At 37.4% G+C, this 12,498-nt stretch carries 10 protein-coding genes and 1 other annotated feature (1 of these 11 running past the window's edge); of the genes, 2 read left to right on the top strand and 8 right to left on the bottom strand.

Annotated features, from left to right (window positions below):
- Positions 1 to 122: a binding site (T-box leader), on the bottom strand; it reaches 131 nt to the left of the window's first position.
- A 293-nt stretch (positions 123 to 415) separates the two neighbouring features.
- From D9782_RS07075 to helD, 7 genes are all read right to left on the bottom strand, one after another.
- On the bottom strand, positions 416 to 1,174 hold the full coding sequence (locus D9782_RS07075) for an alpha/beta hydrolase (RefSeq protein WP_121605839.1): 759 nt from the start codon (positions 1,172 to 1,174) through the stop codon (positions 416 to 418).
- Between the two features lie 76 nt (positions 1,175 to 1,250).
- A complete protein-coding gene (locus D9782_RS07070; RefSeq protein WP_121604387.1) occupies positions 1,251 to 2,039 on the bottom strand; it encodes an ABC transporter ATP-binding protein in 789 nt (262 codons plus the stop codon).
- Between the two features lie 14 nt (positions 2,040 to 2,053).
- Complete coding sequence (locus D9782_RS07065) at positions 2,054 to 3,076, bottom strand: FecCD family ABC transporter permease (protein WP_026680299.1); 1,023 nt, start codon at positions 3,074 to 3,076, stop codon at positions 2,054 to 2,056.
- A complete protein-coding gene (locus D9782_RS07060; RefSeq protein ID WP_026680298.1) occupies positions 3,069 to 4,076 on the bottom strand; it encodes a FecCD family ABC transporter permease in 1,008 nt (335 codons plus the stop codon). The genes D9782_RS07065 and D9782_RS07060 overlap by 8 nt, the downstream gene beginning before the upstream one ends.
- Before the next feature lie 340 nt (positions 4,077 to 4,416).
- Positions 4,417 to 4,614, bottom strand: a complete 198-nt coding sequence (locus tag D9782_RS07055) for a hypothetical protein (protein ID WP_121603754.1) — start codon at positions 4,612 to 4,614, stop codon at positions 4,417 to 4,419.
- A 407-nt stretch (positions 4,615 to 5,021) separates the two neighbouring features.
- Positions 5,022 to 5,627, bottom strand: coding sequence for a hypothetical protein (locus tag D9782_RS07050; protein WP_121604386.1), 606 nt, complete (start codon positions 5,625 to 5,627; stop codon positions 5,022 to 5,024).
- Positions 5,628 to 6,070: 443 nt separating this feature from the next.
- Positions 6,071 to 8,365, bottom strand: a complete 2,295-nt coding sequence (helD, locus tag D9782_RS07045; protein ID WP_121604385.1) for an RNA polymerase recycling motor HelD — start codon at positions 8,363 to 8,365, stop codon at positions 6,071 to 6,073.
- A gap of 301 nt (positions 8,366 to 8,666) precedes the next feature.
- Between helD and D9782_RS07040 the strand changes: the two genes are divergently transcribed.
- A complete protein-coding gene (locus D9782_RS07040; RefSeq protein ID WP_026683058.1) occupies positions 8,667 to 9,329 on the top strand; it encodes an RNA polymerase sigma factor in 663 nt (220 codons plus the stop codon).
- Positions 9,330 to 9,403: 74 nt separating this feature from the next.
- Entirely contained in the window at positions 9,404 to 9,985 is a 582-nt protein-coding gene (locus D9782_RS07035) for an ATP-dependent Clp protease proteolytic subunit (RefSeq protein ID WP_121604384.1), read from the top strand.
- Between the two features lie 370 nt (positions 9,986 to 10,355).
- Here D9782_RS07035 and D9782_RS07030 read toward each other — a convergent pair whose 3' ends face one another.
- Positions 10,356 to 12,419 (bottom strand): heavy metal translocating P-type ATPase, encoded by a 2,064-nt coding sequence (locus tag D9782_RS07030; protein ID WP_162986348.1) that lies wholly within the window; start codon positions 12,417 to 12,419, stop codon positions 10,356 to 10,358.
- Between the last annotated feature and the right edge of the window lie 79 nt (positions 12,420 to 12,498).

The following is a 12,498-nucleotide window of genomic DNA, read 5'->3' as shown; positions in this document are numbered from 1 at the left end:
TGAATATTCAGCCTTCCTTCTCAGAGAGGATATTCAGCATAATGGGAACATTGGCTTGCAGCAAATCACCAACTCTCTAAAGATCCACATTTATACCTACTCATTCTCGTCAACGAATGTAACCGTTTGTTTATAATATGCTTAGCATAAAGTAAAGCGTTCCTAATGTCAAACATATTTACGGTTTCATACAACTGGTTCCATACTTGGAATAAAATGAAACTTCCATCCTTGGGGATTTTTGTTTATCCCCCATGGTTTGGTAGTACCACAAGGGTATGACCTGAAGGCTTTTGAATCAATCGGACATTTACTGGCAGCCTATCCCTCGCTTACCAATAATTGTTTCACTTTATTGCTTGAAGCTGGAATCTTACGGCCGCTTATATGTGGAATAAATCTAACTATCGTATGCTTAACCTGAATGCATATGTAAAAACCTTATTGCTCTACTTATCACAGTTGGTACAACGGATACATGATTCTCATCCGTCAATTCATAAAATACCGTTGTTAATCCTTTTGATCTTAGCTCTTCCAGTCGAATAGCGAGATCACGTGCATCATTTACCATATGATCTTTTTCTAATTCACCAACAGCAAGAAACACCCGCTTTTCACTTATATCGGTATTAGCGGCCCAGTTCTTTACTAGCTCCAATATGACGCGATTTCCCCACCATATTGAAGGACTTGTTATCATAAAGGTTTGAAATACAGACGTTCCTGAAAATAAAACATACAATGCAAATAATCCTCCCAAAGAATGACCAAATAATGTTTGTTTCTGTCGATCAATGGAAACGTGTTGATCTATACATGGCTGTAATTCCTGCGTAATAAAATGAAAGAACTCCTCTGCTCCACCATTTTCAGACCATGCACTACCATCAGGCTTGGGTGGTAAATTTTCCACAGAAGTAGGTGGCGTAAAATCGTACACTCTAAATTCAGATGCAAAAGCGGCATCAACCGGATAACCAATGCCTACAATAACAGCCGGAATCACTTTTGTTTTTTCTGATCGAGCAGATTGTACTTTCACCGTCTCATGAAATGTATGAAAAAAAGCATTCCCATCCAAAACATAGATAATTGGATAACCAGATTCCGGAGCTGGCTGTTTTGGTATAGAGATGTAAATATCGTATCGCCTACCGTACCTCGAAGTCATCGACCATTTCTCTGCTCCAGATGTAATTACAGGCGATGTTTTATATTCTTTCAACCTATTTCCCCCTTACATTTATTTATGCTTGTATACTATCATATCCAAAACATACTGGGGAATTATCGTATGGGTCTATCATTACTCTTGCATCAATTTCAAAGACTTCCTTTAATACTTCGTTTGTAATGATATCTGAAGGACTTCCAACAGAAATAACTTCACCAGACTTCATTGCCACAATCTCATTTGAAAACCTAGCAGCATGATTAATATCATGTAATACCATTACAATTGTACAACCATGCTCTTTATTAAGCCGTTGTACAATCTGTAGGACTTCCAATTGGTGAGCTAAATCAAGGTACGTTGTCGGTTCATCTAGTAATAGTACTTCCGTTTCCTGAGCTAGTGCCATCGCCAACCAAACCTTCTGCCTTTGACCACCTGATAGATTACCTATTTTACGGTCACGGAAGGATGTAGTGGAGGTAATATCCATTGCCCATTCAATAACCTTACGATCTTCCTTTGTTAATTTATTGACATTTTTCCGATGTGGATAACGTCCATATGTGATAAGCTCTTCCACCTTCAGTTCACCAGGGGCAGTAGGATTTTGCGAAAGCATAGCTAGATGTTTGGCAATTTTCTTTGTTGGTATATGATTAAGTTCTTTGCCTTGTAAGAATACTTTTCCATTACGCTGCTTTAAAATTCTTCCCATTGTTTTTAATAAGGTTGATTTCCCACAGCCATTTGGTCCAATAATTGTCGTGATGTCACCAGTCTTCACCTGTAAATGAAGATCTCTGAACACCGTATGTCTTTCATAACCAGTCTCCAATGCCTCCGCCTGCAAAATACTCATTTGCCTTCCCCTCCCTATGTTTTCGTTTTTACTAATAAATATAGAAAATACGGTACACCGATAATCGATATCACGATACCAACAGGCAACTCTGCTGGGGCAAAAACCGTTTTTGCTATAAAATCTGATACGATGACAAGTAGTACACCAAGTAATCCACATATAGGAATCACATATCTATGCTGTAGTCCAACGAGTCTTCTTGCTATATGTGGAGCCATAAGCCCTACAAAACCTATACTTCCAGATACAGAAACACAAGCGCTGACAAGAGCAACACTACTTATTAGAAGTAGTATTTTCTCTTTCTCTACGGAAACACCTAAGCTTTTTAAATTTGATTCTTCTAATTGAAATAAATCTAATAAATAAGCCTTTTTATAGATGATTGGGATAAATAAAATAATCCAAGGAATCATAGATAGAATATAAATCCAATTAGCGTTGTATATTGTTCCAGAAATCCATACCGTTGCCATCTCAAAGTCAGATGCTTTCATTTTTAACGAAATATAAAGGGAAAATGCTCCAAAACCTGATCCAATAGCTATTCCCGTAAGCAGAAGACGTTGGGAATCTAATTTTCCATTTTTCCAAGCGAAGAGAAAGATAATCGTAGCCGCTATAAGACCACCAATTAACCCAAAGAGTGGCTGCATCATAATAGCTAACAATCCCGTATCCGTTATCTTATCTTTAAAGAAAAACATAAACAATACAATCGCCGCTCCAGCACCGGCATTTATACCAAGTATCCCTGGGTCAGCTAAACCATTTCTAGTAATCCCTTGAATAACTGCACCAGCTATACCGAGTCCAAACCCAACTAAACCAGCAATAACAATTCGTGGTAGTCGAAAATCAAAAATAACTAAATCATAATCTTCTGTAGGGTTAATACGTAAAATGGTTCGAAAAACATTTGATACCGTAATATCAAACGATCCATTTGTAATGCTTATGTAAATCGCCACTAATATCGAAACTGAAATAAGCAATAATGTTGTAATATATCGACGTCTATCTGCTTTATGCATGCTTCTCTCCTCCCCTACTACGAATTAAATAAAGGAAGAAAGGGATTCCAATAAAAGCAGTGATAACACCAATTGGCGTTTCAAACGGATAATTGATAAATCTACTTAACACATCACATAACGCCAAGAATCCGCCGCCAATTACGCCAGCACAAGGAATGATCCAGCGATAATCTATACCAACTAAGAATCTAGTGATATGAGGAATGATTAGACCTACAAAACCTATCTTTCCAACTAGTGCTACGGCGGTACCTGTCAGCATAACAACAGCTATAACAGTCATCGCTTTAACAAGCTTCGTTCGTTGTCCCAAGTTAACAGATACGTCTTCACCTAATGACAAGATAGTAATTGATTTTGCTAAAAATATAATGATCAAGATTCCTACTATGCCAAAAGGAATTGCGATTTTTAACATGGATGGATCAATCTGATGAAGTCGTGCATTATACCAAAAGCTCACATTTTGCGACACTTGAAAATAGGTGGAAATGGCCGATGATATACTGCTTAAAAACGTACCAATAACGGTGCCAATAATAGCTAATCTCACAGGTGACAACCCATTCCGTAAAAGTGAACCAAAGCCAAATACAATTCCTGCTCCTAATAAGGAACCAAGCATAGAATAAAGAATCATTTGTAACGATGACATACCTGGCATCCACACCATACAAATAGTGATTACAAAAGCTGATCCATCGGTAACTCCCATAATGGAAGGGGATGCAAGATAGTTTCTTGTCATCCCCTGCATAACCGCTCCCGATATCGCTAGAAAGGCACCTACTATTAATGCACCAAGAGCTCTAGGTATACGTGACGTTATGATTATTGCATGATCGACATTTTCTGGATCATAGTTAATAATTGCATCCCAAACGGTAGTTAAAGCAATCGATTTTGTCCCCAAAACCACTGATAAACAAGTAATAAGTATAATCCAAAGGGGTGCAGTCATTAATATAACTACGTGCACTTTATTTGTTTTTCCCATAACTTCCAACGCACCTTATGCTTTATTCGACTAAATCTACTAGCTTCTTCATAGACTGACCAGTATTTTCTTCTCAGTAAATAATAAGAAAATAGGATCAGGGTTACTTTCTGCTAATTAGATTATTACCCACACTATATAATTGAGAATGATTATTAATTTCATTTAAAATGATATGGGATTAACCCCCTTTTGTCAACTGATTTTTAATAAATATGACTCCATTCCATATTAATGGACAACATAATGAGAAATAAGAAAAACGGAGCAAAATTCGCTCAGTCCTTATCACTAAATGCTCAGATTTACGCTTCCTCTAGTAGCTATTATGGAATAATAGCTACTGCTTGACCACCACTCCGGCTGCCCACTTCCCTTTCCGTGGGGTTTGTCCTTCAGCTAACTTTTTTAGCAAAACCCGCTCAAAAAAGTGGATCTTCAGGTCAAACATTTCCCACAGGAGTTGAAGTGGCCGCCCTTCGCTATTATCAGGCTCTACAACGCTAGCATGAAGTAACACAGCTGCTTTTATACTCACGGATAGCGATTTTCACTTTACCCATTGTAAAAAAAGTCAACCTATTACTTATGACAAGAATTGTTGCACCTTCTCATAGCGGAGACGAATTACGTAGACTCCTGCGGGATTAGCGCGAGCCGAAAATCCACTTTGCAACGTGTTCTTCTTTGCAAAGTTAGTTGAGGCCGTGCCCGCCGAAAGCGAAGTAATTCGTCGGAGCATTGCCAATATACATCAAACATTTCAAAATAACTACTTGGCTTAACGCAGTCATTGCACTGATTTTATACTTTCTTAACTTATAAAAAAGGATGAAGGTTTATACCCTTTCATCCGCAGTCCGTTGAGATACTTTCCCCGTTCTTTTTATTCAAGGAGCGAAAAGCAATATAGAATTTTCACCTTCCGCGAAGCAACACGTCAGCTTAACGACTTTGCATATGTACTGAACGATTCTCCTTTTTCCAAATTGCAAATATACGTGTACAGGCTTTTAAGTAATACATCATTTTACCTGTATATAAAATAATATTCGTAGAATGATAGATCGCAAGCGTTTTACAAATTGCCTTTCCCCCTACTGTAAAAGCAGCGATAATACTTGTTAATACAACAGATATAATAATAAACCATATGGAACCTTCGGAAGTTTGAACCAGTTTAGCCAGTTGGAATACGACAGCCGTAGAAGCTGCCCCAGTAACGATTCCTGAAATATCACCGACAACATCATTAAAAAGACTTGAAAATAAAGGGGCTTTCTTTGCAATAAATGCTGCTTCCTTTGCTCCCTTGACTTTCTTAGCAGCCATAGCATGAAAATGATTCTCTTGTGAAGTTGCTGCAGCTAAGCCAATCGTATCGCCAATAATTCCTATCATAATAAAGACAAACACAATGAGTAGACTAAGAAATAATCCTGAACCTTCTTGAAATAATGTTGAAATCAACGCAAACAAAAAAGCCATTCCAAATGTTAAAAAGCTAATATTACTACTCCATTGCAGTGATTCACGCATAAGCCTGAACATCTCAAATTTGCTCCTTTTTCTAATAAATTGCGGCAAAGGGGGCGCTCTTCCGGCTACCACCCCGGAAGAGCAATTTGAAATACCTGAACTACCAATCATTAATTTGTCTCTAAGACAAATTAATTAACCTAAGAAACAAATATTTTATACAACTAATAATGTTGCATATATGAAACTTATACTATTTTCAGAAAAAAAGCAAGCGTTTTAGCTCCTTTATTAAGAAAAAATCTTTCCACCTCTTTAAATAGAAACTTCAATTAGTGAATTTTGTTTACCCCCCACTAATTGGTAGTACCACAAGGATATGACCTAAAAGCCCTAGAACCAACCGGACATTTACTGGCAGTTACTGCCAGTTATATGTGGGGAAAATTTCGTATTCCTCGGATTGCAGTTCGGAGTATCTTCATTTTTTATCTTTTAGACTAAGGCAACAACTCTTATCCATTGGCCACTACATACGTATCCGTTTTAGCTTCATGGATAAACAAACACGGCTCAGCCGCTGTTACCATAACTAGCTCATGCATCGCACGTGTACAGGCTGTGTAAAATACTGTTCGGTCTGATTCCGTATAGTGATTCGTTGATGCATCTGGGATAATAACCGCATCAAATTCAATCCCCTTCGCTAGATAAACAGGTATAATAAGTATTCCTTTCTTAAAGGAATATGTCTCCTCATCCACTCGAGTAACAGAAATAGATGGGCTGAGTAAGTTATAGATAGCCACACATTCATTTTTTGTTTTACAAATAAAAGCAATCGTTTCGTACCCAATTTTTAAAAGTTCATTTACTGAGGTAAGTAGGACCTCTTTTTCTGTCTTGTTAAGATACAGCAGCTTAGGTTTATTTCCTTGCCTTTCAAATGGTTCAATTACTTCTTTTCCTGGAGCAAAACACGTTGTAAATTCAACAATCTGCTTGGTAGAACGATAACTTTTTGTTAATGTTATCCGTTCAGTATTATCCTCGCCCATTGCTTGTAGCGGATTATCCCTTGATGTATGGACATTAATTGCTTGATTGATATCCCCTAATAAAGTCATCCTCGTATAAGGGAACATATGCTTTATATAAGCAAATTGAAACTCGGAAAGGTCCTGTGCTTCATCCACGAATAAATGGCGAACAGCACGGTCTGTCTCATCACCAAGGAGTTGACTTTTGAAGTAAGCGTATGGAGCAGCATCCTCCCAAGTCAAAAAGTTTTTTGATAAATTACTTGCCGTTTGGGAGGAAAATGACGTCCAGTCTTCTGGTAGCTCATCTGACTCCCAGCACGTGTAGAACCTCTTATAAGTAGCTAAAACGTTTACGAAGGCTAACTGTTTTATTTGCCTTTTTAATGAATCGAACATCTTGGCTACTACAACCTTCCTTAATATTAACTCTTCATCAACTGCACTATCCCCATCCTGCTCCTGAGCTTCATAATACGCTTTCACATATGCGGCTTTATCTAGCAGTCCTATTTTCTCTTCAACCCAATCTTTATTCAGTTCTTCTTTTTGAAATTGATAAAGCTCTTTCAATAGCCACTTAACGGTTAACTCTATTCGATTTGGCAAGGATATATTTGGATCCATCGTATAGAAATATTCCTTCACCTTCTCCTTCGGTATTAAAATACGTTTACGAAATGAAATATTTTTAAATTGTACTCCTTCCGCATGAAGGTCAGCTATATATGCGTCAAGTAGATGCTTATATGCTATTGTTGATTTATATTTAATATTGTTTAATCGAAAATGACGGTTAGCATCTTCTTGATAAGTGAGCAAATATTCCATTTGTGCAAAAGGAGATTCAATACTCATTGCCTCCCCAACCTTATCTTGTAAATAATCAAAAAAAGTTAATTGCTTCACATTAGTCTCTCCTAGTTCAGGAAGCACATTATTTATATAGCTCGTAAATAGTGGATTAGGTGAAAATAAAACCACATTCTCAGGGGTTAATTCACTACGATAACGATACATTAAGTATGCAATACGCTGTAGCGCTGCTGATGTTTTACCACTTCCAGCTACTCCCTGTACAAGTAAAAGCTTGCTCTTTTCATTGCGAATAATTTTATTTTGTTCTTTCTGTATAGTAGCAACTATACTTTTCATTGTAGAGCTAGCATTATTTCCCAACGCCTCCTGAAGCAGCTGATCTCCAATAGTCAATCCGGTATCGAACATTCCCTTTATTTCACCATTTCGTATAATAAATTGCCTTTTTAATGATATATTCCCCATCACCATACCATCCAACGTTTGATAGGCAGCTTTACCTAAGGTGTAATCATAATATAGGCTTGATATGGGTGCGCGCCAATCATAGATTAAGAAATCTTTCTCCTCTCTGTCCATAAGAGAGGAAATACCAATATATAGCTGTTCTGCTGTCTTTTCATCATCTTCTTTAAAGTCAATTCTTCCAAAATATGGGCTATTTTTTAATTGTTTTAGCGTTTGAAGTTCTTTAGCCATGCTTCCATGAATTTTTTCCTTTTGAGCTAATAGCTCAGCTTGTTGTTTGATGCTAGCTTCTGTTTCAATTACATCATCTGGTTCATCCAAGTTAACTGTCACATCGTCCCAAAATGTTTTACGAAGGTCGATAACACTATCTTTCAATTCCGAAGTCTTTGAAAGTAGTTTTTCTTCCTTTTTATAAATTTCTTCCATCACCTTTTCTACTCTTTGTTGCTCAACCACCCAATCACCATGTTTCGAACTCATTTAACCAACCCCATTCAACTATTTTACTCATTTGTGTTGACTTCACAAAAAATAATTGATATAATATAATTGGATAAAAATATTATATCAATTATTTTTTTGCATAGCCTGTTAAGCATATCATGTTCTATTCATAGATGCAACAGGTGTTTTTGAATTACGTATTTCCCCATATTATCCTATTCATTGTAATACTACATAGATAGTATTCTTTTTTTATTTTTTTAAACTATCCGTATCCTTTTATGCCGTTTTTTCGTTAATACATGTGAAAGGGGAGATTGAAAAAGGAGTGTTTTCCATGGATAACGATTTTCAACAAGCTTGGAATAAGTGTGTAGCTTCTATTTGGAAGGCTTGTTTGCACTTCACACAGAACACCCATGATGCAGAAGATCTCATGCAAACAACTTGGGTAAAATCCTATGTGAATTGGAAGAAACATCAACCTACATCACTAAAAAAAGCTTATTTTTCTACAATTGCCAGAAACACATGGATTGATGAGCTACGTAAAAAAAAGCTACCAATAATCCCATACGAGGATTACGAAAAACAAATTGCCGATTCGACAAGTGATATACTTTCGCAAAATCTTGTGCATCTATTAAATCAGTTAGTATCCAAATTGACTATAAACCAACAAATCTTTTTCTTACTCGCAGATGTTTGTAAATGCAGTCTCAAAGAAATTGCTCAATTGACAAATGTAAGCATTGGAGCCGTTAAGGCAAATCTTTTTCGAGCACGACAAAAAGTAAAGGATGAGGTTCGAAAAAGTTTAGATTTTGATTCACCAATAGATGAAGATCAGGTGCTACGTATCCAATTATACACCTATGCATTACAAAACGATGATGTTCAACTACTAGCAAACTTACTGACAGATAACGCTTCTGTTCGCGCCTTATATGCTCAACGACAACATACACCAAATACCATGGAAAGTAAAATGGCTGCTTAACATATTTCTGAATAAGGAACAGCCTTTACCTCATTCAATTACTCCTCTTAAACGATAAAGGCAGGTGTTAACGTATGAACGTACCAATTCCTTATGTTGTAGAACAATCAGATCACGGAGAACGGAGCTATGATATTTATTCACGGTTATTAAAAGATCGTATTGTATTTATCGGTTCTGAAATTGATGATACACTCGCTAACGCAGTAACTGCACAATTACTATTTTTAGCATCTCAAGATCCAAAAAAAGATATTTCAATGTACATTAACAGCCCAGGCGGTTCTGTATCAGCCGGTTTTTCGATTTTAGATACGATGAACCATATTAAACCTGATGTTCAAACTATTTGTACAGGTATGGCAGCATCTTTTGGCGCCGTGCTACTTATAGGAGGAACAAAAGGGAAAAGAATTGCACTCCCTCACTCAGAGGTTATGATACACCAACCGCACGGTGGGATGAAGGGCCAAGCCAGTGATATGAATATCTATGCTAATCGCATTATTAAGCAACGGCGAGAAATCAATCAATTAATTGCCGATCGTTCCGGCCAGCCATATGAAAAAATAGCACATGATACAGAACGTGATTTCTTCATGAGCGCTAAGGAAGCAAAAGAATACGGTATTGTCGATACTATATTAGGAGCTTAATTTGGAAAACACTTTTCGATGGGGAACACATTCCTATGAAACGGTATTACGGATCATTATATATTAACATTACTCAAAAGGGTGCGAGTGAACGAAGCTCCAAACGATATGAATCGGAAGATACGAAGTTATTTCCAGAAAGTCGTTCGAACCTTTATCGTTCATTTTTTTGAAATGGTGATGATTCTCATCCTATGGAAAACACGTTAATAACGTAGAGGCATAAGGGGTGACTCCTGCGAAAATACAACACGAGTCATCCCTCTGCTATTTCCTTTTACGATGAAAGAATAACATGATTACTAGGCTTTATATATACTAGTTTTTTTATCACTCAGCTTGGGAGGAACCTTAAGCCGCTTTATTACATTTATGCTTTTAATAATTTCGCATTAATTGCTACGATTATAGTACTTAAACTCATTAGCACTGCACCAACCGCTGGACTAAGAACAATTCCAATCGGCGCGAGCACGCCAGCAGCTAGCGGAATAGAAAATATATTATAACCTGTTGCCCACCATAGATTTTGCACCATTTTTCGGTACGTTTTCCGTGATAAATCCATTAGTTCTACCACATCATTTGGATTACTTTTTACAAGAACAACATCAGCAGTCTCCATAGCTACGTCTGTTCCTGCACCAATTGCAATTCCTAAATCCGCAGTTGCTAATGCAGGTGCATCGTTGACACCATCTCCAGTCATAGCAACTTTCCAACCCTTTTCCTTAATTTTTTTCACTTGATTCGCTTTATCATCTGGCAATACTTCAGCATAAACCTCTTCTATTCCTAATTGTTTAGCAACCCAATCTGCCACCTTCTGATTATCTCCAGTTAGCATAATAGAATGAATACCCTGTTTCTTCAACGATCTAACCGCCTCTTTTGCTGTATCCCTTACCATATCAGCAAGCGCAATCATACCGATTAATTCCTCTTCAACCAGCACAAATACTACGGTCTTACCTTCTTCCGACATTTTACTAAACAGCTTCCGATCAAATGTTAGATAATTATCAAGTACATATTTGGGACTGACAACGTTAATCGTTTTGCCATCTACTTTTCCCTGAATCCCTTTGCCAGTAATCGATTCAAAATCATTTACCTTGTTTAATGAGATAGCTTTATCTTTGGCTGCTCCAATAATTCCGGCTGCAATTGGATGCTCTGAATTCTGCTCAACACTCGCAGCATAAGCAAGTACCTCATCTTTTTGATACCCTTTATCTGCAATAATATCTGTAACGCCAAATTCTCCCTTGGTTAACGTACCAGTCTTATCAAAGACAACCGCATTTAAATTCCTTGCACCTTCAAAGTTAGCTTGATTACGAATGAGTAGCCCCTTTTTTGCAGAGATGGATGTTGAAACTGCAACGACTAAAGGTGCAGCTAGCCCTAAAGCATGTGGACAAGTAATAACCATAACCGTAACCATTCGCTCAATGGCTATATCATAAGAGTACCCAAGCAGCAGCCAAATAACTAATGTAGCTAACCCTGCAAATAAGGCAAGATAAAATAACCATTTGGCAGCTCGATTAGTGAGATCCTGCGTTTTCGATTTTGATTCCTGCGCTTCTTTCACCATCGTAACAACTTGAGATAAAAATGACGCTTCTCCCGTCTTCTCCACTTGAATAGTTAGCGACCCTTCTTTATTTACAGAACCACCTATTACTTCGTCACCTTTTACTTTTTCAACGGGTACTGACTCACCAGTAAGCATGGATTCATCTACTGCAGATTTTCCATCAAGGATGGTACCGTCTACGGGTATCTTTTCTCCAGGCTTAACAAGTACACGATCACGACTTGCCAATTCAGACAATGGTACATCTTCTATTTCATCATTTTCATCTAGTTTATGTGCTTCATTAGGCATTAACTTGACTAATTGCTCAAGAGCATTGGACGCGCCCATCACCGAACGCATTTCTACCCAATGACCAAGTAGCATGATATCAATTAATGTTGCTAACTCCCAAAAGAAGTCTTTACCTTCCCAACCAAAGACCGTTAGAGAGCTATACCCGTAAGCAACTAAAATGGCTAAGCCAATAAGCATCATCATTCCAGGATTACGATCTTTTAATTCACGGATGCCACCTGTGATAAACGGCCAACCGCCATAGAAGAAAATAACTGTTGCTAGCGCAAATAGAATATATTGATCAGATGGAAATCGCCAATTCACACCAATAAATCCCTGAATCATTGGAGATAACACTAGAATTGGAATAGTGATAATCAATGATATAAAAAATCGTTTCTTAAAATCATTTACCATGTCACCGTGGTCATGATGACCGTGATGGCTGTGCTCTTCATGATGATGCTTGTGCATGTGCTTATCTTGATTGCTTTCTCGATCTACATGTGTATGATGATGCTCATGATTATGGTGTTGATGTTTTTGTTTCATAAAATACCCTCCTCACTCTTATCATTTGCTTAGTTATTATTTCCAACACAAATATACTATACCCCCCTATAGTAATTGT

It is taken from the genome of Virgibacillus sp. Bac332 (genome assembly GCF_003667785.1).
In the GTDB taxonomy this organism is placed as follows: Bacteria; Bacillota; Bacilli; order Bacillales; family Amphibacillaceae; genus Virgibacillus; species Virgibacillus salarius.
This window is presented reverse-complemented; position numbering and strand designations above follow the sequence as displayed.

Excerpts from the sequence above, each read along its gene's own strand:
- D9782_RS07075 (WP_121605839.1), bottom strand. The coding sequence starts at position 1,174 with ATGACTTCGAGGTACGGTAGGCGATACGATATTTACATCTCTATACCA.
- D9782_RS07070 (WP_121604387.1), bottom strand. The coding sequence starts at position 2,039 with ATGAGTATTTTGCAGGCGGAGGCATTGGAGACTGGTTATGAAAGACAT.
- D9782_RS07065 (WP_026680299.1), bottom strand. The coding sequence starts at position 3,076 with ATGCATAAAGCAGATAGACGTCGATATATTACAACATTATTGCTTATT.
- D9782_RS07060 (WP_026680298.1), bottom strand. The coding sequence starts at position 4,076 with ATGGGAAAAACAAATAAAGTGCACGTAGTTATATTAATGACTGCACCC.
- D9782_RS07050 (WP_121604386.1), bottom strand. The coding sequence starts at position 5,627 with ATGTTCAGGCTTATGCGTGAATCACTGCAATGGAGTAGTAATATTAGC.
- helD (WP_121604385.1), bottom strand. The coding sequence starts at position 8,365 with ATGAGTTCGAAACATGGTGATTGGGTGGTTGAGCAACAAAGAGTAGAA.
- D9782_RS07040 (WP_026683058.1), top strand. The coding sequence starts at position 8,667 with ATGGATAACGATTTTCAACAAGCTTGGAATAAGTGTGTAGCTTCTATT.
- D9782_RS07035 (WP_121604384.1), top strand. The coding sequence starts at position 9,404 with ATGAACGTACCAATTCCTTATGTTGTAGAACAATCAGATCACGGAGAA.
- D9782_RS07030 (WP_162986348.1), bottom strand. The coding sequence starts at position 12,419 with ATGAAACAAAAACATCAACACCATAATCATGAGCATCATCATACACAT.